General features: G+C 49.2%; 19 protein-coding genes. 18 read left to right on the top strand and 1 reads right to left on the bottom strand.

Annotated features, from left to right (window positions below; genetic code table 11):
* Position 1 precedes the first annotated feature (1 nt).
* From ACIPQ1_RS26300 to ACIPQ1_RS26220, 17 genes are all read left to right on the top strand, one after another.
* Positions 2 to 226, top strand: coding sequence for a LapA family protein (locus ACIPQ1_RS26300; protein WP_411386848.1), 225 nt, complete (start codon positions 2 to 4; stop codon positions 224 to 226).
* Between the two features lie 176 nt (positions 227 to 402).
* The gene (locus ACIPQ1_RS26295; protein ID WP_411386849.1) at positions 403 to 1458 is read left to right on the top strand and encodes an LPS O-antigen chain length determinant protein WzzB; all 1056 of its coding nucleotides are present in this window, start codon (positions 403 to 405) and stop codon (positions 1456 to 1458) included.
* Positions 1459 to 2144: 686 nt separating this feature from the next.
* A complete protein-coding gene (gene wbpA / locus ACIPQ1_RS26290) occupies positions 2145 to 3458 on the top strand; it encodes a UDP-N-acetyl-D-glucosamine 6-dehydrogenase (RefSeq protein ID WP_411386850.1) in 1314 nt (437 codons plus the stop codon).
* A gap of 17 nt (positions 3459 to 3475) precedes the next feature.
* Positions 3476 to 4426 (top strand): UDP-N-acetyl-2-amino-2-deoxy-D-glucuronate oxidase, encoded by a 951-nt coding sequence (gene wbpB, locus ACIPQ1_RS26285; protein ID WP_411386851.1) that lies wholly within the window; start codon positions 3476 to 3478, stop codon positions 4424 to 4426.
* A gap of 110 nt (positions 4427 to 4536) precedes the next feature.
* Positions 4537 to 6387 carry an acyltransferase family protein gene (locus ACIPQ1_RS26280; protein WP_411387481.1) on the top strand — a complete coding sequence of 617 codons (1851 nt, stop codon included), beginning with the start codon at positions 4537 to 4539 and terminating at the stop codon, positions 6385 to 6387.
* Positions 6384 to 6959 (top strand): UDP-2-acetamido-3-amino-2,3-dideoxy-D-glucuronate N-acetyltransferase, encoded by a 576-nt coding sequence (gene wbpD / locus ACIPQ1_RS26275; protein ID WP_446535037.1) that lies wholly within the window; start codon positions 6384 to 6386, stop codon positions 6957 to 6959. The genes ACIPQ1_RS26280 and wbpD overlap by 4 nt, the downstream gene beginning before the upstream one ends.
* Before the next feature lie 2 nt (positions 6960 to 6961).
* On the top strand, positions 6962 to 8044 hold the full coding sequence (locus ACIPQ1_RS26270) for a DegT/DnrJ/EryC1/StrS family aminotransferase (protein WP_411386853.1): 1083 nt from the start codon (positions 6962 to 6964) through the stop codon (positions 8042 to 8044).
* Positions 8045 to 8047: 3 nt separating this feature from the next.
* Positions 8048 to 9364 (top strand): hypothetical protein, encoded by a 1317-nt coding sequence (locus tag ACIPQ1_RS26265; protein ID WP_446535036.1) that lies wholly within the window; start codon positions 8048 to 8050, stop codon positions 9362 to 9364.
* A complete protein-coding gene (locus ACIPQ1_RS26260) occupies positions 9361 to 10596 on the top strand; it encodes an oligosaccharide flippase family protein (RefSeq protein ID WP_446535035.1) in 1236 nt (411 codons plus the stop codon). Before ACIPQ1_RS26265 ends, ACIPQ1_RS26260 begins: the two co-directional genes overlap by 4 nt.
* Positions 10593 to 11201, top strand: coding sequence for an imidazole glycerol phosphate synthase subunit HisH (gene hisH, locus ACIPQ1_RS26255; RefSeq protein WP_411386856.1), 609 nt, complete (start codon positions 10593 to 10595; stop codon positions 11199 to 11201). The genes ACIPQ1_RS26260 and hisH overlap by 4 nt, the downstream gene beginning before the upstream one ends.
* A complete protein-coding gene (locus ACIPQ1_RS26250) occupies positions 11201 to 11962 on the top strand; it encodes an AglZ/HisF2 family acetamidino modification protein (RefSeq protein WP_411386857.1) in 762 nt (253 codons plus the stop codon). Before hisH ends, ACIPQ1_RS26250 begins: the two co-directional genes overlap by 1 nt.
* A 101-nt stretch (positions 11963 to 12063) precedes the next feature.
* On the top strand, positions 12064 to 13197 hold the full coding sequence (locus ACIPQ1_RS26245) for an N-acetyl sugar amidotransferase (protein WP_411387482.1): 1134 nt from the start codon (positions 12064 to 12066) through the stop codon (positions 13195 to 13197).
* 17 nt (positions 13198 to 13214) lie between these two features.
* The gene (locus ACIPQ1_RS26240) at positions 13215 to 14330 is read left to right on the top strand and encodes a glycosyltransferase family 4 protein (RefSeq protein WP_411386858.1); all 1116 of its coding nucleotides are present in this window, start codon (positions 13215 to 13217) and stop codon (positions 14328 to 14330) included.
* Between the two features lie 9 nt (positions 14331 to 14339).
* Positions 14340 to 15560, top strand: a complete 1221-nt coding sequence (locus ACIPQ1_RS26235; RefSeq protein WP_411386859.1) for a glycosyltransferase family 4 protein — start codon at positions 14340 to 14342, stop codon at positions 15558 to 15560.
* Between the two features lie 14 nt (positions 15561 to 15574).
* Positions 15575 to 16531 (top strand): NAD-dependent epimerase/dehydratase family protein, encoded by a 957-nt coding sequence (locus tag ACIPQ1_RS26230; RefSeq protein ID WP_411386860.1) that lies wholly within the window; start codon positions 15575 to 15577, stop codon positions 16529 to 16531.
* Between the two features lie 4 nt (positions 16532 to 16535).
* Positions 16536 to 17552: an MraY family glycosyltransferase gene (locus tag ACIPQ1_RS26225; RefSeq protein ID WP_411387483.1), complete on the top strand. Its 1017-nt coding sequence runs from the start codon at positions 16536 to 16538 to the stop codon at positions 17550 to 17552.
* Between the two features lie 113 nt (positions 17553 to 17665).
* Positions 17666 to 19660, top strand: coding sequence for a polysaccharide biosynthesis protein (locus tag ACIPQ1_RS26220; RefSeq protein WP_411387484.1), 1995 nt, complete (start codon positions 17666 to 17668; stop codon positions 19658 to 19660).
* 82 nt (positions 19661 to 19742) lie between these two features.
* Here ACIPQ1_RS26220 and ACIPQ1_RS26215 read toward each other — a convergent pair whose 3' ends face one another.
* Complete coding sequence (locus ACIPQ1_RS26215; protein ID WP_411386861.1) at positions 19743 to 20882, bottom strand: acyltransferase family protein; 1140 nt, start codon at positions 20880 to 20882, stop codon at positions 19743 to 19745.
* A 212-nt stretch (positions 20883 to 21094) separates the two neighbouring features.
* Here ACIPQ1_RS26215 and ACIPQ1_RS26210 point away from each other — a divergent pair, with 212 nt between their 5' ends.
* Positions 21095 to 21430 carry a ComEA family DNA-binding protein gene (locus ACIPQ1_RS26210; RefSeq protein ID WP_411386862.1) on the top strand — a complete coding sequence of 112 codons (336 nt, stop codon included), beginning with the start codon at positions 21095 to 21097 and terminating at the stop codon, positions 21428 to 21430.
* Positions 21431 to 21575: the final 145 nt, after the last annotated feature.

The following is a 21575-nucleotide window of genomic DNA, read 5'->3' as shown; positions in this document are numbered from 1 at the left end:
CATGCGGAACTTTAAACGCCTGGCCCTTGTCGTACTTGCGCTGCTCGTGGCCTCAGCTATCGTCCTGTTTGTGCTTGAAAACAACCAGCCGGTCACACTGCTGTTTCTGGGCTGGTCAGCCCCGCAACTTCCTGTTTCAGTTTTGGTGATTCTGGCGTTGCTCGCTGGTATGATAGTCGGGCCGTCGCTTGCGTGGCTTCTAGGTATGCGTAGACGGCCGAAATAATGGATATGTGAGCCCAGTAGTCTTGGTGTAAGGATCACGGCCAACATTTTTTTCTGACTTTGGGTGCGTTTTGTTCAAAATTAAGTTGATTCAGTTTGTCGCTGTGCCCGTCTTGCCTTTTAGTGAGTTCGATGTGTCTGTAGGCGCAATGCCAAAAAAGGGAGTCGGGGTCAGCCATGCAAAATAATCGTATTGAAACCCCAGGCGCCAATGAGATCGATCTGATTGCGCTTGCGCGCGGGCTCTGGGGGCAAAAGTGGTTGATCCTTGCGGTCACCTTGTTGGTTACCGTGGGTGCAGCTGCTTATGCGTTCCTCAGTAAACCGATCTATCAAGCCCAGCTTTTCATCATGCCTCCTACTCAGAACGGTATTGCTGAGTTGAACTATGGTCGAGGGAAAAGCACTGAGCTCGATCCTTATTCCATCAAGCATGTCTATGACGTATTTGCCCGAAATCTACAAGGTGAATCTCTTCGTCAGACATTTTTCAATGAGGTTTATCTTCCTTCACTTGATGAGTCCGAGCGAAAGGGTGCGCTTGACCGCTTGTATGAGCGTTTCTCTCGAGAGCTGGTGATAAAGGGGGCTGGTAAAGATACGCCAGACCGCTATTCGGTGACGGTCCAGGGTAAGGATCCCGTTCGAGCTACGGAGTGGGCGAAGGCTTATGTGGCGCGTGCCAGTGAGGCGGCTGAGTCAGAGCTGATCAAGAACGTTACGGCTGAGGCTGCAGTAAGGGCGCGTAATCTGGAACAGCGTATTGTCAGTTTGCGCGAGACTGCACAGCGAATACGTGAGGATCGGATCCAGCAGTTGCGCGAAGCATTGAAGATCGCGGAAGCAATTGGTCTTACCAGTCCGAGTATAAACTCCACGGCAGCCGTTGATATAACAGTAGAAACGGGTAATAAAATGGATTACCAGCGAGGCAGCAAAGCCTTGGCTGCGGAAGTGAAAGCGCTGGAGTCAAGAGCTTCTGATGACGCCTTCATATCGGATTTGCGTTCACTCCAAATGCGATACAATTTTTACCGTAAGTTGAATATTGATCCAGAAAGCATTTCGGTTTATCGACAAGATGGTAGTGTCGAGGTGCCGCAAAGCCCAATTAAGCCAAGAAAAGCTATGATTTTGCTGCTGGGTATTCTTGCTGGCGGGGCGTTGGGTGGTTTCATAGCGTTAATTCGATTTGCGATTGTTCGGAGTAAGGAGCAACAAATACAGGATTGAGAGGGTTGATTTCTCGATTCTAGAATGTTTCCGCAGCGCTTTTAGAGTGGCGCCTCCAAATGATTACTTAAGCCCGTCTTTGTGAGGATTATCTTCGTGAAGCCGGGCTTTTTGCTGATATGAGAAAGTTAATGGAAGTCGGGGTCCTGATCTGGAGCAGAGTTGAAGGTTGAGTATGAAATATGATGCGGTAGTAGGTGTGCCGAAGCCCCGTCTGCTGTATTCATCAGGGCCGCTAGATGGGGGGGCTTAAGAGCTCAGATGTCGTAATGATGGCAAAAAAAGGCAAGCTAGCTAACGGAAGCAAACCCTGAAAAAGCTTGCCGGAGATCAGTAAAGTGCAATCCAAGAAAGCCATTTTGCTGCACAACAGGCATAATGGCGGTTTGCGAGGGGGCGGGTGGTCCTGTCGCTCAGCGGCCGCTATCAATAAGTTCTGTAGATGTCTTGTGAATCAGAGCATGGTGAGACATCTGTAGGGGCGGCGGTTGGTGCCGGATCGTGCTGTCCCTTGACGGTTTTTTTTGCCTCGCGATAGAAAAGCTGAGGTGGATGCGCCCCAGTACCGGTCCGTCGGGCTGAGACGCAGGTTTAGCGGGTTTGCAATGGTAGGGGTCAGGCAGATTCAGGCCTGATTCATAGCCCTGATGAATTAGATAATTTTGACAAGTTAAATGGAGAGTTGGATGTCGAGCATAAAGCAGGCGAGCGTCGCCAAATTTAAAGCAAAAGAGGCCGTCATCGGTATCGTCGGTCTTGGATACGTCGGCCTGCCTTTGATGCTGCGTTATAATGCGATTGGATTTAAAGTCATTGGTCTCGATATCGATAGTTCAAAGGTTGAGCTGCTGAACTCGGGGAAAAGTTACATTGAACACATTCCGAGCGAGAAAATCGAAGTCGCTTGCCAAAGCGGATTTGAAGCCACTACCGATTTTACACGTGTGCCTGAATGTGATGCGCTGATTCTCTGTGTACCCACACCGTTGAATAAATATCGCGAACCCGATATGAGTTTCGTGATAAATACGACTGATGCAATAAAGCCCTATCTAAGGGCGGGCCAGATCGTTTCGCTTGAAAGTACGACTTACCCGGGCACCACAGAAGAAGAGCTGCTGCCGCGTGTCCAGGAGAAAGGGTTGCGTGTGGGTGAGAACATCTTCCTGGTTTACTCTCCTGAACGCGAAGATCCGGGCAATCCAAACTTTGAGACCCGTACCATTCCAAAGGTAATCGGCGGGCATACGCCGGAGTGCCTTGAGGTCGGTGTCGCTCTCTATGAGCATGCGATTGACCAAGTGGTACAGGTTAGTTCTACCAAAGCTGCTGAAATGACCAAGCTGCTGGAAAATATCCACCGTGCGGTCAATATCGGCTTGGTGAATGAAATGAAAGTGGTCGCAGACCGCATGGGCATTGATATTTTCGAAGTCGTCGACGCCGCTGCAACCAAGCCCTTCGGCTTCACTGCCTACTATCCGGGCCCTGGTCTTGGTGGTCACTGCATTCCAATCGACCCGTTCTATCTGACTTGGAAAGCCCGTGAGTATGGTTTGCACACACGGTTTATCGAGCTTTCGGGTGAAGTCAACCAAGCTATGCCAGAGTACGTGCTGAACAAACTGATGGACGGTCTGAATGAGCGCGGCAAGCCTTTGAAAGGCAGTAAAGTTCTGGTACTTGGTATCGCCTACAAGAAGAACGTAGATGATATGCGTGAGTCACCTTCTGTTGAAATCATGGAGTTGATCGAGGCCAAAGGAGGTGTCGTAGGATATTCCGACCCCCACGTCCTGAAGTTTCCGAAGATGCGTGAGCACCACTTTGACCTTTCCAGTGAGCCTCTGACCGCTGAAGTCCTAAAGGCTTATGATGCTGTTATCCTGGCCACCGACCACGATAGGTTCGACTATGAGCTTATCAGTCAACATGCTCAACTGATCATCGATAGTCGTGGTAAATATCGCGCCCCTCAATCGAATATTATCAAAGCTTGATGACAGGAGAGTTCTGGATGAAACGTTTTGCTCTAATTGGCGCCGCCGGATATATCGCCCCACGCCATATGCGCGCCATTAAGGATACTGGTAATACATTGGTGTCCGCTTATGACATCAATGACTCGGTAGGCATCATCGACAGCATTTCACCGCAAAGCGAATTCTTTACCGAGTTCGAGTTCTTCCTTGATCACGCCCACAGCCTCAAGCGCGACCCAGCGACCGCCTTGGATTACGTGTCGATCTGCTCGCCTAACTACCTGCACCAGCCGCACATTGCCGCCGGTCTGCGCATGGGCTGTGACGTGATCTGCGAAAAACCGCTGGTTCCGACCCCGCAGCAGTTGGACCAGTTGGCCCTGATCGAGCAGGAAACCGGCAAGCGCCTGTTCAACATCCTGCAACTGCGCCATCACCAGGCAATCATTGCCTTGAAGGACAAGGTTGCCCGCGAGAACAACCCCCATAAGTATGAAGTCGACCTGACCTACATCACCTCCCGCGGCAAGTGGTACCTGCAAAGCTGGAAAGGTGATCCACGCAAGTCCTTCGGCGTCGCCACCAACATCGGCGTGCACTTCTACGACATGCTGCATTTCATCTTCGGCAAGCTGCAGCGTAACGTTGTGCACTTCACTTCCGAACACAAGGCGGCCGGTTACCTGGAGTACGAGAAAGCACGCGTACGCTGGTTCTTGTCGGTCGACGCCAACGACCTGCCGGAATCGGTAAAGGGCAAGAAGCCGACTTACCGCTCGATTACCGTCAACGGTGAGGAAATGGAGTTCTCCGAAGGTTTCACTGACCTGCACACCACCAGCTACGAGGAAATCCTGGCTGGGCGTGGTTATGGCATCGAGGATGCTCGCCACTGCGTGGAGACGGTCAACACCATTCGCAGTGCTGCCATCGTCGTGGCAGCGGACAACGAAGCGCATCCGTTCGTCCAAGCCCTTTCTCGCTGAGCGGCGAGACAACACGGGTGGTCTTGCGCCACCCGTTTCAAGTTTCCCAAGCAGGATCGCAAGCCAGCGTGTCGAACGATAATTTCAACAAGCCAAACGAAGCGGGTGCGATGCGCCGCGTGCGCAGCATTCGTCTCGATGTTCAGGGCTTGCGTGCAATTGCGGTGCTGGCGGTCATGCTTTATCACGCCAATAGTGGCTGGCTGAAAGCCGGCTATGTTGGCGTCGACATCTTTTTTGTCATCTCTGGCTTCATCATAACGGCATTGTTGACCGAGCGAAGCGACAAGGTCGATCTCGTTTCATTCTATGCCAGCCGCATCAAGCGCATTCTGCCGGCGTATTTCGTCATGCTGGTGGTGGTGTGCGCGCTGTCCGCGCTCCTGTTTCTGCCTGATGACTTTGCATTTTTCCTCGACAGCCTGAAGTCCTCGGCACTGTTTACCAGCAACCAGTACTTTTCTGGCTTCGGCAGTTATTTTGCGCCGCGGGCCCATGAGTTGCCGCTTCTGCATACTTGGTCATTGGCCATCGAGATGCAGTTCTATCTGTTCTTCCCGGTGCTGATCATTTGCTTGCCAAAGCAGTGGCGTCTCATAACGTTTGCCTTGCTCGCCGCCAGTCTGTTTGGCTGGAGCGGCTACCGTGGACTGGGCGAATCGCAAGAGGGGATGTACTTTGCCCTGTCGGCACGGATTCCCGAATTCATGGTCGGTGCCATCGTTGCCTTGCTGATGCGCCAGCGCGAGCTGCCCATGTTACTTGCAAGCGTGTTCGGTGGGCTGGGCGCAATCCTGCTGGCTTGGGCAGTGCTGGCTATCGATAAGCAACACTTCCCAGGCTTCTGGTCCATCTTGCCTTGTGTCGCGGCAGGGCTGCTCATCGCCGCCCGGCGTGGTCCGGTCAGTGCGTTGCTGGCCACTCGGCCGATGGTCTGGATCGGTGGCATTTCCTATTCGTTGTACCTGTGGCATTGGCCGGTGCTGGCGTTCATTCGCTATTACACGGGGCAGTACGAGCTGACGGCTGCATGGTTGCTGATTTTCGTGGCCAGCTCTGTACTGCTGGCATGGCTGTCCTATCGCTTGGTCGAAACACCCGCCAGAAACGCTTCCGGCATGATGCGCCAGTTGCCCAAGTGGGCTGCAGCCGGTGCTGTTGTCGTGCTGGTGGCGTGGGGTGGGCAACGTGTCAACGCCTCGCTGGTCGCTCCGTTGCCTGTGGAACTCACACGTTATGCTGCTCCAGAGCTTATCTGCCATGGCACCCAAGTGGGCGCGTGCAAGCGAGGCAAGGCGGATGCCGAAGTGTCCGTCCTGGTAATTGGCGATAGCCATGCTGCCCAACTGAACTACTTCTTCGACCAGGTGGGCGAAGAGCAGGGCGTTGCTTATCGTGTGCTCACTGCCAGCAGTTGCGTGCCTATCCCCGGCTTCGACATTGAACGCCTGCCAACCTGGGCGCAAAAACCTTGCCGTGCGCAGATCGAGGCCGTGGTTCGTGAGTTGCCGAAGGTGGAGCGGGTGATCATCGCGGGCATGTGGCAGTACCAGATGCAGAGCCAAGCATTCGCCAAGGCGTTTGCTGAGTTTCTCGTCGATACTGCAGGAGCCCATAAACACATCGTGGTGCTTGCTCAGGTACCCATGTTTGAAACAGACGTGCAGCGGGTAAGGCGCTTTACCGAGCTTGGCCTGCCGGCGCCATTGACATTCAATCGTGAGTGGCAGGTTGCCAACCAGCAAGTTCAGGCTATTGTCGACCGAACGCCGGGCGTGCGTTTCCTGGACTTTTCCAATAGCAGCTTCTTTGCCGCTGCGCCTTATCAGCAAGGCTTGCTCATCTACCGTGACAGCCACCACCTTAACGAGGTAGGTGCACGTCGTTATGGGCACTATGCTGCCGAGCCACTGCAGCGTGCTTTCGATCAACCTCAGTCTAATGTGAGTCTGACGCCATGAATTATTATCAGCACCCAAGCGCGATCGTCGATGAGGGCGCGCAGATCGGTGAAAACTCCCGTGTCTGGCACTTTGTCCATGTTTGCGGGGGCGCCCACATTGGTGCCGGCGTTTCGCTCGGGCAGAATGTATTTGTGGGCAACAAGGTCGTGATCGGCGACCGCTGCAAGATCCAGAACAATGTGTCGGTCTACGACAATGTCACGCTGGAAGAAGGCGTGTTCTGTGGTCCCAGCATGGTTTTCACCAATGTCTATAATCCGCGTTCGCTGATCGAGCGCAAGGACCAGTACCTCGATACGCTGGTAAAAAAGGGCGCGACGCTTGGCGCCAATTGCACCATCGTCTGCGGCGTTACCATTGGTGAATATGCTTTCGTCGGTGCCGGCGCGGTCATCAACAAGGATGTACCGGCCTACGCATTGATGGTGGGTGTGCCCGCACGGCAGATTGGCTGGATGAGCGAATTTGGCGAGCAACTGCAGTTGAACGAGCAGGGCGAGGCCTTCTGCTCGCATACGGGGGCACGCTACGTGCTGAACGGAAAACTTTTGAACAAGACGGATGCCTGAGCATGATTGAATTCATTGACCTGAAAAGCCAGCAAGCACGTATCAAGGACAAGATCGATGCCGGTATCCAGCGTGTCTTGAGCCACGGCCAGTACATTCTCGGCCCAGAGGTAGCGGAACTCGAGGAAAAACTTGCTCAGTTTGTTGGCGCTAAACATTGCATAACTTGCGCCAACGGCACCGATGCCTTGCAAATCGCTCAAATGGCGCTGGGAATTGGGCCAGGTGACGAAGTCATAACACCAGGTTTTACCTATATTGCGACCGCCGAGACAGTTGCCTTGCTCGGTGCAAAACCAGTGTATGTGGATATTGATCCACGGACATATAATCTTGACCCGCAAAAGCTGGAAGCAGCAATTACCCCGCGTACGAAAGCTATCATTCCGGTTTCTCTATACGGGCAATGTGCAGACTACGATGCGATTAATGCGATTGCCGCTAAATATTCAATCCCAGTAATCGAAGACGCAGCACAAAGCTTCGGCGCTACCTACAAAGGGAAACGCTCTTGCAACCTCACTACAATAGCGTGCACCAGTTTCTTTCCAAGCAAACCGCTGGGATGTTATGGGGACGGTGGTGCGATGTTTACCAATGACGACGAACTGGCCAAAGTACTGCGCCAGATCGCGCGACACGGACAGGACCGCCGCTATCATCATGTGCGCGTGGGAGTTAATAGTCGCCTGGATACGCTGCAAGCGGCAATTCTCCTGCCTAAACTTGAAGTTTTTGAGGAGGAGCTTGAACAGCGCCAACGTATTGCAAGTTTGTATGGTGAGTCACTCAAAGCCTTGGGGATAAAGACAATCCCTTATGTCGAAGAGTGGAACACCAGTGCCTATGCTCAATATACCATTCTCGTTGATGGGCGTGACCAGATACAAGAGAAGCTAAAGAAGCAGGGAATTCCGACGGCTGTTCATTACCCTATTCCCCTGAACAAACAGCCTGCTGTGGCCGATGCAAGCGTCCAGTTGCCTGTGGGGGACCGCGTCGCAGAACAGGTCATGAGTTTACCAATGCATCCTTATCTGGATGACGAGGCTGTGGCAACGATCTGCGCTGCGGTAGCTGGTTAAGCTATGTATATTTCTTTAAAAGTTGACAAGGCAACTTTTTTGAATGGAGTGTACTTCTTTATATATTTTGTCCTGCTTCTATGGATGAATAATAATTATCTGTACTTGTTGTATGACTATATGGGGGCCGCCCAGAAAAGCTTGGATGGCCTCCAGGTTGTTTACTTGTTTCTGTTAGCCGTTGGAAGCTCTCTTTTATGCGGCTCAAGTATAAGTAAGCCTGGGGATATTGTCGTAGCATTGCTGTTTTTGGTTGTCGTGCCTCATGCGCTTGTATTGAACGGGGCAAATACATTTTACCCAGCGGCTAGTCCATTTTCTGGGTTGTGCTTGTCTGTTTTAATAGGCGTTGTTCTTATTGCGCTTATTAATAAGATTAGATTTCGCCGTGACGGCGGTCAGTCCAGTAGTGGTGAGAGATATCTATTTGCTGTTTCAGTGATTAATATCCTCGTTCTAGTGTTTGTTTTGCTCAAAAGTGTATCGTTTTTTTCTATCGATTTTTCTGGGCAATATCTGCGTCGTTCAATCGCCCGTGATGTTTTTGCAGCGGGATCTATGGAAGGTTATATTGCATCGATAGGAACACAGGCGTTTTTCCCCGTTTTATTTGCCTGGGGGGTCTACAAGAAGTCCAATTTCTTTTTTTGGCTTGGGGTGATTAACGTTCTGGTTTTATGGGGGGCGTTTGGACAGAAGTACCCCTTTGTTGTTTTGGCTTTGGTCTATGTTTTGATGACCTATTTTAGGTACTGTGGGAAAGTTAATGTTTCTTGGTTGTTGTTCGGTGCAATAGGCTTGTTGATTGCAGGTTTTCTCGAATTCGAGATTATGGGGTATTCCTACCTGAATGACTACCTGATTAGGCGAGCGTATACCGTGCCTTCCACAATGCTAGGTGCGGCGGAGCTGTTTTATGATTCGTACGGAATTAATAATTATAGCGATACGGCTATAGGTCTTTTGTCAGGTTTTAGCAAAAGTGAGCCGATTACATTTCGAATTGGCGAGTATATTTATAGTAATACGGAAACTAATGCTAACGTCAATTTTTTTGCGGTGGCGTATTTGAGGCTGGGTTACATGGCTGTGGTAATCGAAGCTTTCATAGTCGGTGCGATTGTTATGCTGCTGAATCTTCTTTACATGAAGCGCTCCATGTTTATTGCGATGCCCGTTGCGCTGCTCTTTGTAACAAAAATTGTTGAGCAGTCATTGCCAACGGTTTTGTTAGGGTCAGGTATCTCTTTCATGCTTCTGCTTCTCGTGTTGATGGCTTTCTCTAGAGAACCAACGGGGCAGACGAGGGCATTAGCTTGAAGAGTAAGTTTTTTTCTCGGGTACGCAGCGTGCTCATCGGGACCTTAGGGGCCCAAGTGATATCGTTGGGCGTTATGTTGCTTCTGGTAAGGCTGTATTCTCCAGGAGAGCTGGGCTCTTTCAACGTTTGGCTTTCATTCGCTACGATAATGGCTGTTGTGGTCACGGGGCGTTATGAGTTGGCATTATTCAGCGGTAATACGAATGATGATTCAAAGCCAATCATTAAGCTTGTTTTACTTATAACCGTCGCGCTGTCAATTGTAGCTACGGTTTTGGTCGCAATAGCGAGTTCTTTTTTTGAGCAGGTTCCTTCTATAGTCAAGAGTTATTCCTTCGTCTTGGCTTTTGTCGTTTTTGGGATGGGCGCAAATAAAGGGCTGCTTTCGTTATTGGCTTTTCAACAGGCCTTCAACAAGCTTGGCATTGCCAGAGTCGCTCTGGCGGGTGCTATCGCGGTGGCACAGGTGCTGGCTGGTTACTTCGCACTGGGCGTAAGTGGGCTAGTCTACGGCCAAACGATTGGCGTGCTATTGGCTACCTTATTGGTATTTTTCTGGTTTGATCGCTCTTGGTTAAAGTCATGTTGGGATGAAAGCACTCGCTCAGTAAGGACGGTGGCTTTTAGGTATAGAGACTTTCCAAAGTTCTCCCTGCCCGCTGATCTTACCAACACTGTCGCCAGCCAGTTGCCAGTCATCTTGATAGCTTCCCGGTTCGGCGCGGAGGCTGCAGGTTGGTTTGCATTAACAATAAAAATGATGGGGGCACCCATTACACTGCTAGCTACTTCAGTCCTGGATGTATTCAAAGAACAAGCAGCTCGAGATTATAGAGTTACGGGATCTTGCCGGACCATCTTCTTGCGCACCTTCATTGTCTTGGCTCTATTGGCCTTGCCCCCATTTGTTTTGTTCTGGTGGTTGGGGGAGTGGGCATTCATGTTTGTCTTTGGTGCCGAATGGACGGAGTCGGGGCGATATGCAATTCTGCTTATTCCAATGTTCTATATGCGTTTTGTCGTGAGCCCCCTTAGTTACACTATTTATATCGCTCAACGACAAGGATTGGATCTGATTTGGCAACTAGGATTGCTGGGCATCACGGCGGCATGCTTTCTGCTCGCGGGTGGGGTGCTGGAAGCCCTGTGGTGGTACTCGGCAAGCTATGCCATAATGTATGTTATTTATTTTGCGATGTCATATCGTTGTGCTAAGGGAGTTTCCTCATGATTGTAGTGGTCGATTATGGTGTGGGGAATATAGCCTCGGTACTGAATATGTTGAAGCGAGTTGGGGCGAAGGCCAAGGCCTCCAACCTCATCGATGATATTGTAAACGCAGAAAAGCTGATTTTGCCCGGCGTAGGCGCGTTTGATGCCGGAATGAAAACCTTGCGTGAGAGCGGCCTCATAGATGTACTTAATCAACAGGTGCTTGTCGCTCGTAAACCTGTGATGGGAGTATGCTTAGGGTCGCAGATGCTAGGGCGTCGTTCTGAGGAAGGTATCGAGCCAGGGTTAGGCTGGATCGATATGGATATCAAGCGTTTTGAGAAGCGTCCGGAACGAAAAGTGCCTCACATGGGGTGGAGTCATGTCTCATGTAATTATGAGCATCCATTGGTGCAAGGTCTAACAGATGAAAGTCGCTATTATTTTGTCCATGGCTATTATATGTGTCCCGATAATGAGCGCGATACGCTTTTGACGGCCGATTATGGACAGAAATTTACGGCTGCGGTTGCCAAGGATAATATTTTCGGTTTTCAGTTCCATCCGGAAAAGAGTCATCGCTTCGGCATGCAGCTTTTCAAGAATTTCGTCGAGTTGATCTGATGCAGAGAAAACGCGTAATTCCATGCTTGCTGTTAAAAGACAGGGGGCTGGTTAAAACGGTGAAATTTAAGGCTCCGAAATATGTGGGCGACCCGATTAATGCTATTCGCATTTTCAATGAAAAAGAAGTTGATGAGCTGGTTCTGCTTGATATAGAGGCGTCTACATTAGGTCGTGAGCCGGACTATGAACTGTTAGCCGAGGTAGCCGGTGAGTGTTTCATGCCTATTTGCTACGGTGGTGGTATTCGTACGCTTGAGCATGCACAGCGGGTTTTTGCTTTGGGTGTTGAAAAAATAGCTTTGAATACTGCGGCTTTGGCCGATGTCGAACTTCTTCGGAAAATAGCTGATCAATTCGGGTCTCAAAGTGTCGTCTGTTCTATCGATTGTAAAAAAAGCTTGTTGGGCCGTTATTCGGTCTATTCCCAATCAGGCACGAAAGATACCAAGGTCTCGCCAGTCGAATGGGCCAAAAGGGTCGAGGACGCTGGAGCCGGGGAAATATTCCTAAACTCCATAGATCGTGATGGAACTATGCAAGGATATGACATACCGCTCATCAAGTCGGTTGTTGCTGGCGTTCATATACCTGTCGTCGCATGCGGTGGCGCGGGTTCGATAGCTGACCTTAACGAGCCCTTTGAACAAGCGGGTGTGTCCGCGGTCGCGGCAGGAAGTTTTTTCGTCTTTCACGGAAAACATAAGGCAGTTTTGATAAGTTATCCGGATCTTAATAATTCGTTGTCCGGGAATAAATAACTTGCTTTTCTTGATCTTGGCGCGCATGTGGAGTTTGTCCATGCGCTGCCATGATTAATTCGAAAGCAGGAGGTTTTGTAATGAATTCGAGAGGGCAGATTGTGTATAAAACATGTTCACGCTGTGTGATGGATGAGACTGACGCGAATATCAGATTTGACGAGCATGGCGTTTGCAATCACTGTCATAAATTTGATGAGGTACAGTCTCTTCAATTATTTACTGGCGTCGATGGAAATACTCGATTGCAAAGTATTATCGATAAAATAAAAAAGGAAGGGGCTGGAAAGGAATACGATTGCATTATCGGATTGAGCGGTGGAGTTGACAGCTCTTACTTGGCTGTAAAAATTAAGGATTTCGGGCTGCGGCCATTAGTAGTGCATGTCGATGCAGGTTGGAATAGCGAGCTTGCAGTTAGCAATATCGAAAAAATTATTAAATATTGCGGATACGATCTTCATACCCATGTGATTAATTGGGAGGAGATGCGCGACTTGCAGCTCTCCTACATGAAGGCAGCAGTGGCCAATCAAGATGTTCCCCAAGACCATGCCTTTTTTTCCAGTATGTATCACTTTGCAGTGAAGAATGGTATTAAATACATTCTAAGCGGCGGTAACTTAGCGACTGAGGCGGTGTTTCCTGATTCTTGGCATGGAAGTGCAATGGACGCCATTAATTTAAAGGATATTCACAAAAAGTACGGCTCGAAGCCTCTGCGAGACTATAAAACCATCAGTTTTTTTGATTACTATTTTTGGTATCCTTTTATTAAAGGAATGCGGACAGTAAGACCATTGAATTTCATGGATTACAATAAAAAAGAAGCGGAAATATATCTTCAGGAAACGATAGGTTACCGCTCATATGCTCGTAAGCATGGAGAGTCTATTTTTACCAAGCTGTTCCAGAACTACTATCTTCCTACTAAATTTGGATACGATAAGCGCAAGCTACACTATTCCAGTATGATTCTTTCCGCGCAACTCTCGCGGGAAGAGGCATTGGCGAAATTAGAAGAATCTCTTTATGACCCTCATGAGCTTGAGGTTGATATAGAGTATTTTTGTAAAAAAATGCGAGTTACACGAAGCCAATTTGATGAGCTCATGGCAGCGCCAATCCAAGATTTTACCAAATTTAAAAACTGGGGCGGACTACAGCGAGGCACCAAAAAAGCGCAACAATTTATTCAGAAAGTCACTGGGAAAAAAATCGCTGTTTATTCGTAAAAGCTTAAGGGATCGATATGAAAGTTGCTCATCTTACATCTGCTCATCCTCGCGATGACATGCGAATTTTCCACAAGGAATGCTGCTCACTCGAAGCTGCTGGCTATGAGGTCATTCTTGTTGTGGCAGATGGTAAGGGTAGGGAAACTAAGAAAAATATAAAAATTGTTGATGTTGGTAGGGCTTCAGGTCGGTTAGATCGAGTGTTTTTTACGACCAGGAAAGTATTTAAGGCCGCGCTGCTTGAAGATGCGGCCATTTATCATATACATGATCCGGAACTGATACCTTGTGGGATAAAACTTAAAAAAGCTGGTAAGGTTGTAATCTTTGATTCGCATGAAGATGTCCCATCTCAGTTGTTGGCGAAGCCTTATCTTAACAAAACGCTCGCTAAAGTAGTCTCAAAATTATTTGATTTTTATGAGCGGTGGGCTTGCAGAAAGTTTAATGCAATTGTAGCGGCTACGCCGTTCATCGAAGAGAAATTTTTAAAAATCAACCCGTTGTCAGTTTCGGTAAATAATTTTCCTATTTTAAGCGAGTTTTCGTTTGTTGATTCAACTTCCTCTGTTAGGGACGGGAAGAAAATATGCTACGTGGGAGGGATTTCTGTCATAAGGGGCATATATGAAATCGTTTCTTCGATGGAGTTTGTCAAGAGTGATGTGAGCCTGCTATTGGGGGGGAAGTTCTCCGAGAAGGATGTTGAGTTAAAAGCTAAGTCGCTTTCTGGTTGGGAGCGCGTAGAAGAACTGGGGTGGCTAGACAGAGATTTGATAGCAAATACTCTAGCCCATTCGTCGGCAGGACTGGTAACTTTGCATCCTGTTGTTAATTACTTAGATGCTTTGCCTGTCAAGATGTTTGAGTATATGTGCGCTGGTTTACCGGTGATCGCTTCAGACTTCCCATTATGGAGAGAAATCATCGAGAGTAGTGAATGTGGAGTATGTGTGGATCCGCTTGATCCAAATAAAATAGCAGAAGCTATTGATTATATTGTATCGAATCCCTCCATTGCTTCTGAGATGGGGGCGAATGGTAGAGCCGCTGTCTTGAGTCGTTACAACTGGGGGGTTGAAGAAAGAAAACTACTGAGCCTCTATTCCACTTTTCAGTCTGGACTTTAAGGTTCGGATATGAATATTTGGTACATTAATCCTTATGCTGGTGGTCCTGGTGTCGGGCGCTATTGGCGTTCCTTTTATTTTGCAAGCGAATGGAAGGCTCAGGGGAACAACGTTGAGATAGTTACGCCTAGCTATCATCATCTGATGGATGGTGAGGTAAGAAAATCGGGACGTGAACTCATTGAAGGAATTTCATATAATTTTGTAAGGAGTATGAGATACAGGGGCAATGGTATCGGTAGATTCTTGTCCATGGTGTGTTTTGGTTTTGTTCTTTTCTTTTCTTTAATACGCTTGGGACTAAAAAGAAAGCCACACCACATTATATACTCTTCTGCACACCCTTTCGGCTATCCGGCTGCTTTTATTTGCGCAAAATTTTTCAGGGCGAAAATTTCTTTCGAGGTTCGGGATATCTGGCCCTTGAGCTTGAAGGAGATCGCCGGATTTAATAAATTTCATCCTGTTGTCCTCGTTTTATCGCTTATTGAACGTTTTGCATATTTTTCAGCTGATACAGTTATTTCCTTATTGCCTGGTGCCCAGCAGCATATGGTATCTCGAGGAATGAAACCTGAGAAATTTAGATACGTTCCTAATGGCTTCTCGCTTACTGATGCTTACTCCGTTATGAACTCTACAAACTCTTGTTTATTGACGGATTTAAGGCGCTTTAAGTCTCAGGGTGATTTCTTGTTTTTTTATGCTGGGGCCTTGGGTGAGCCCAACGCAATGCACTTATTTTTAGATGCTTTACGTTTTTTTGAAATTCCGGATGGCGTAGCGGTAAAATTCATCATAGTTGGTAAGGGAGAGCAAGACGCCGAGTTACGAACTCGCTGCAAAGAGCTTGGTTTTGACTTCGTTCTGTTTTACTCGCAGGTTGATAAAGCGCAAATCCAGCAAGCTCTTTCACTTGTAGACGCTGGTTTTTTCGTGATGCACGACCTGCCTATTTATAGATTCGGTGTAAGCTTGAACAAGCTGTATGATTATATGGCTGCCAGTGTTCCTGTCGTTGCTTCGTATAACGCTTTTAATGATCCGGTAAAAGAATCCGGTTGCGGTATGTCCTTAATTCCTGGTCAGCCTGAGCAGCTTGCAGAGACATTCAAAGAGATGCTGTTGCTTGATAAAAATCTTTTGAAAGAGATGGGCGTGAAAGGTCGACGTTTCTTAGAGGCTAATTTTGAGTATGCGTCTCTGTCTCGGCGGATTCTGGAAATTTAATTAAGGTATTTCGCATGCTGTTGGTTACCGGAGCGTCAGGTTATATAGGCGGTTTGCTTTGTGAAATTTTGAGTGCACAAGGTCATGTCGTAAAGGGTGTAGGTCGGAGTTCTATTCCTCCATCACAGGATTTTGACTACGTTTGCCTGGATCTTGAAAATGACTCTTTAGCCGAAGCGTGTGTTGATGTGGAGACAATCGTACATCTCGCAGGACGAGCGCATATTCTGAACGACAAGGAAAAGGATCCTCTTTCGGCTTTCAGGCGTGCAAATGTGGACGCGACGCTTCGCTTGGCGAAAGAGGCAATGCGTAGCGGTGTCAGGAGATTTATATTTGTCAGCTCGATCGGCGTCAGTGCTACTGAGACAACGGATTCAAAAATTTCGGAGTTGAGTGGAAATAACCCAAGTACACCGTATGCGCTTTCAAAGTTTGAAGCCGAAGAGGCTTTGAAGGAACTGGTCAAGAACTCCTCCATGGAGCTTGTCATTATCCGTCCACCCTTGGTCTATGGTGGAAATGCTCCTGGAAATTTTCACCGCTTGCTAAAGATTGTTCAGCTCGGTATGCCACTTCCTTTCTTGGCAGCCAATAATCAACGCAGCATGATTGCGCTAGATAATCTCATAGATTTTATCGCGCATTGCATTAAGCATCCTGCTGCGGCCGGGGAGCTGTTCTTGATTTCCGATGGGACGGATGTCTCTACAGCAGATATTGTACGTTCTGTTGCCAGCGGCATGGGACGTACAGCCCGCTTGATTTATGTGCCTGTAGGAGCCATCCGTTTGGGAGCAAAACTATTGGGAAAAGAAAATATGTTCTCCCAATTATTTGGCTCCTTGGTTATTGATTCCCGCAAGGCGCATCAGCTACTTGACTGGACCCCCCCGCTTGGAACAACTGAAGCGTTATTCAAGGCTGGAGTGGATTACATGGCCCTTTCATCAAAAAAAGGTCGAGTTTGAATTCATGGCAATTTCTTTTGTAGTGGGTATTGTGTTTTTTGTTTCATTGGCCTTAACCAGCGGCTTGCGACGTTATGCCCTGACCCGAAGCCTGATGGATGTTCCGAACGCCCGAAGTTCTCATTCGGTTCCAACGCCTCGCGGTGGGGGCGTGGCCATCGTCTTGGGGTTTCTAGCAGTGTTGCCAATCCTGGCCTTTCTTGGGGGGCTCAGTTGGACATTTACCTGGGCTTTGTTGGGGGCTGGAGCAGGCATAGCGCTTTTGGGCTTTCTCGACGACCACGGCCACATCGCTGCACGCTGGAGATTACTAGGACATTTCCTCGGTGCTTGCTGGGCTCTTTTTTGGCTGGGTGGCTTGCCTGCGCTGGAGATGTTTGGTTTTGTATTGGATTTGGGCTGGCTCGGGCATGTGCTCGCGGCGATTTATCTGGTTTGGATGCTCAACCTTTATAATTTCATGGATGGCATCGATGGAATCGCCAGCGTCGAGGCGATTTGTGCTTGCCTTGGAGCCTGTCTGCTCTATTGGTTGGGAGGTTTTGAAAACCTGATTTTGGCTCCGTTGGTACTTGCGATGGCAGTAGCGGGGTTCCTGTACTGGAATTTTCCTCCTGCCCGTATCTTCATGGGCGACGCGGGGAGTGGATTTCTTGGCATTATCCTGGGGTTGCTATCGCTGCAGGCGGCCTGGAGTTCACCCAAGCTGCTTTGGGTCTGGCTGATTTTGCTGGGAGTCTTTATTGTCGATGCAACCGCAACATTGTTACGGCGCCTGCTGCGCGGCGATAAGGTCTACGAGGCTCATCGCAGTCACGCCTATCAGTTCGCTTCCCGTCATTATGGCCGCCACTTGCCGGTTACGTTGGCGGTGACGGCAATCAATCTGTTCTGGCTGCTGCCTTTGGCAGCTTGTGTCGTGTTGTGGAACATGGATGGAGCATTGGCGTTAATATTGGCTTACGTGCCACTGCTGGTACTGGCAATCCGGTTTCATGCCGGTGAGCTTGAGAAGGCCTGATTTCGCTGTAGGGTTCGCGTTTTTTGTTCGTCGGTTGTCCAACGAACGAAGATGTAACTGTGTGTATCGAAAATGGATTAGTTTAGGAGCTGGCCAAGGTGCGTGAAGGGTTTATGGACAAATTAAGAACAATCCTACTGGGGCTGCCGAGACGCCACAAGCGCGCTATCCAAGTGGCCACTGATGTCGTTTTGGTCTGGGTTGCCTTATGGCTGGCATTCGTCGTACGGCTCGGCGTCGAGGCTTTGGCCAGCCCGATCGAAACGCATCTTTGGCTTTTTGCCTCCGCTCCGTTGATTGCCATACCGATTTTCATCCGCTTTGGCATGTACCGCGCGGTCATGCGTTATTTCGGTAACGACGCGCTGATCACCATTTGCAAGGCGGTCAGTCTTTCGGCCTTGCTGCTGGCTCTTGTGGTGTATTGGTACAGCAATCATAAGACCGTAGTGCCTCGCTCTATCATTTTCAACTACTGGTGGCTGAGCCTGATCATGATTGGCGGGTTGCGCCTGGTGATGCGGCAGTATTTTCTGGGGGACTGGTTTACCGCAGCCCAACATGTACCGTTTACCAGTCGTGATGATGGCCTGCCGAAGGTCGCTATTTATGGTGCCGGAGCCGCAGGTAACCAACTCGTTGCGGCATTGCGCATGGGGCGAGTGATGCGGCCGGTCGCGTTCATTGATGATGACAGAAGCATCGCCGATAGAGTCATTGCCGGGTTGCAGGTCTATCAACCTAAACACATTCAAAAAATGATCGATACCACTGGCGCGCAAGAGATTTTGCTTGCCGTTCCGTCTTCGTCTCGAGGACGCCGTCGGGAGATATTGACGCTGCTCGAAGGTTTTCCGCTGCATGTACGTAGCGTCCCCGGATTCATGGACTTGGCCAGTGGTCGGGTAAAGGTCGACGACATCCAGGAAGTCGATATCGCCGATCTCCTAGGGCGTGATCCGGTCCCTGCTCAGGCTGATTTGCTTGAGCATTGTGTCTCGGGGCAGTCGGTTTTAGTGACAGGGGCGGGAGGTTCGATCGGCTCCGAACTTTGCAGGCAGATCCTCGCGCTCAAGCCAACTACGTTACTGTTATTCGAGCATAGCGAATTCAATCTCTATAGCATTTTGTCCGAACTTGAGCCTCGAATCGCTCGTGAGTCGCTGTCGGTTCGATTATTACCGATCCTTGGGTCAGTGCGGGATCAAGACAAGTTGCTGGACGTGATGAAGACATGGAATGTCGACACGGTCTATCACGCCGCCGCTTATAAGCATGTGCCGATGGTGGAGCATAATATCGCCGAAGGCGTTCTAAATAATGTGGTCGGGACGTTGAACACTGCGCAGGCGGCGCTTCAGGCAGGTGTATCGAATTTTGTATTGATTTCGACGGACAAGGCTGTGCGTCCGACCAATGTGATGGGCAGTACCAAGCGCCTTGCTGAGCTGACCCTGCAAGCGCTTAGTCGTGAACTGGCGCCAGTGTTGTTCGGCGACAAGGCCAATGTATCTCGTGTCAATAAGACCCGTTTTACGATGGTCCGTTTCGGCAATGTGCTGGGATCATCCGGTTCGGTTATCCCGCTGTTTCATAAGCAGATCAAATCAGGTGGACCGCTAACTGTCACCCATCCCAAGATCACACGTTACTTCATGACAATCCCAGAGGCCGCTCAGCTTGTCATTCAGGCGGGCTCGATGGGGCTGGGGGGGGATGTGTTTGTTTTGGACATGGGCGAGCCGGTGAAAATTGTAGAGCTGGCGGAAAAAATGATTCACTTGTCCGGCTTGAGTGTTCGTTCGGAGAAGAATCCTCACGGCGATATCTCAATCGAATTCACAGGCCTGCGCCCTGGCGAGAAGCTTTACGAAGAGTTGCTGATTGGCGATAACGTCGTCGCAACCCCCCATCCGATGATCATGAGTGCCAACGAGGACTATCTGTCGTGGGATGTGCTTAAGGCGAGATTGACTGAACTGCTGGCTGCCATCGAGCATGATGACTACGCGAGAGTCCGTCAGTTGCTACGTGACACTGTCAGTGGATACGCCCCAGACGGGGAGATCGTCGACTGGATCTATCAGCAGCGTCGTCTTGAACCTTGACGAAGTGCATATGCCCGGGCCTGACATCAGGCCCTAGGCGTCGTTAAGCTGTCAGCTGGGCTAACTGGTTGAAACGAAACCGTTAATCCGGCTTTGTTGCAGTAGTTAATTTTTCCGCGCTGAAAATCTTATCGTCTTGAGACTTTTTCTCCTGCCAAGAATATTTTTTCTTTAGTTTCAATAACGGTTTTTCAAAGAATAAATAACTTAGTGGTGCGACTACAAAGGTCAGCCATACGCCGATATCCACGCTGGGTGGAAACACGTGTCCTGTTCGATAAGTGCCGTTACCCGTAAAGACGCCTTGCCATACATACAAACCGTAGCTAATGATTCCGACGGCTACTAAAGGTTTGAGTTCGAGCAACTTGACTAGCAAGGATTCTTGATTGTGATAAATGTATAAAACTAAGGCCCCTACTGAGACAAGCCAGGCAGTTTCCGATTTTATAAATGCCGGCGCAGTGAGTCCAGCCACTATCGAGATTAACAATATTCCAGATATGGTAGGGCTGGAGAAAGTCTTCTTGATATGATCAACGTTGCAAACAAAGGCAACCAGGCAGCCGACCAGAATTGGCAGCATTGCCGGGAATGTCCATCTGCCTAAATAGTAGAGTGTTGTAGGTTCATAAAGACTGGTTCCGAAATAAAGGCAACCAAAGACTAGCAGCGAAATCGTTGCGATGGCGGTTCGTTTGCCAAAAGCAAAAATAATTGGCCAGAACAAATAAAAGTGCTCTTCTACGGACAGAGACCAGAAGTGTGACATCGCAGAAAAAGCGCACGCTTTTGGAACAAAGTTTATGGTGTATGTCAATGCATAAGGGTAAATACAATTCGTTATCCCGGCTTTGCCTGTGACATCCATGATAGCCAAGAAAAGAATGGCCAGATAATAGAGTGGAAATATTCGCAGGGCTCGTCGTTTGATAAAGGAAAAGATGTCAATTTTTCCAGTTGCTTCTTTTTCTCTAATAAGCAAAAAAGTTATCAGGAAGCCAGATAGAACAAAAAAAATACTAACACCCACATGAGGACTCAAAACTGACAGTAAGGCGGGGTTCGTGACCCCTATGACAGGCCAGATGACCGCATGGGACATGATAACAAGTAGCACCGAAATACCTCGCAGACCGTCAAGTCCCTTTATCTTTAAACTCATCATTTTCCCCAAAATTAAAAGCGCGGCAAGTTTGCCGTATGGTCCTGATGCGTGCAACCGCCACGGCCCGTTTCCAGAGGCTTCGGGTTCGTTGCCCCGATATCCGGAGTCATGGATCCCGCCGATTATGAATTCACTTCGGTGGACTGGCGCTTTTTTTTACGCTTTCTGTAACATTCTGACTTTTGACAAGCTGTCTTCATGGCCTAAGTTTGAGAGGCAGCTTCGGGAAAGCTGCTTCTCTCTTACGATGTCATGGAGCGTCATTTATGCGTACAGGTTACTTATACTCTTTGATTTTTGCCCTTCTGACCAGTGCCTCAGTCGCGGCTATCGCCGCCCCAGCGGCCAAGCATGAGTCCGTCGTTACGCCTCACACGGTGGAGCAGCCCGCCAAAACGCAGGGCGCCAAGGTGGATTTAAACCGGGCGGATGCTGCAACGTTGCAGCGCGAGCTGTCAGGGATAGGCAAGGGCAAGGCCGAGGCGATTGTTGCTTATCGGGAGAGTAATGGGCCGTTCTCTTCGGTCGAGGAGTTGCTGGAGGTCAAGGGGATCGGTAAGGCGATTCTCGACAGGAACCTTGATAAGTTGGAATTGAATTGAATTGAATTGAGTTTGTGATTGAGAAGGCCGGTCGAATTGACTGGCCTTTTTGCCGTCTGGCGGGTGCGAGTTTTGAATGAGTTCTGGAAGCGCCTAAGCGTACGAGCAAACCGTCTCGTACGATTAAGCCGGACGCCACCTATGC

It is taken from the genome of Pseudomonas sp. LARHCG127 (genome assembly GCF_052871455.1).
Note: the sequence above shows the minus strand (reverse complement) of the source record. Positions and strands in the feature narration are given on the sequence as shown.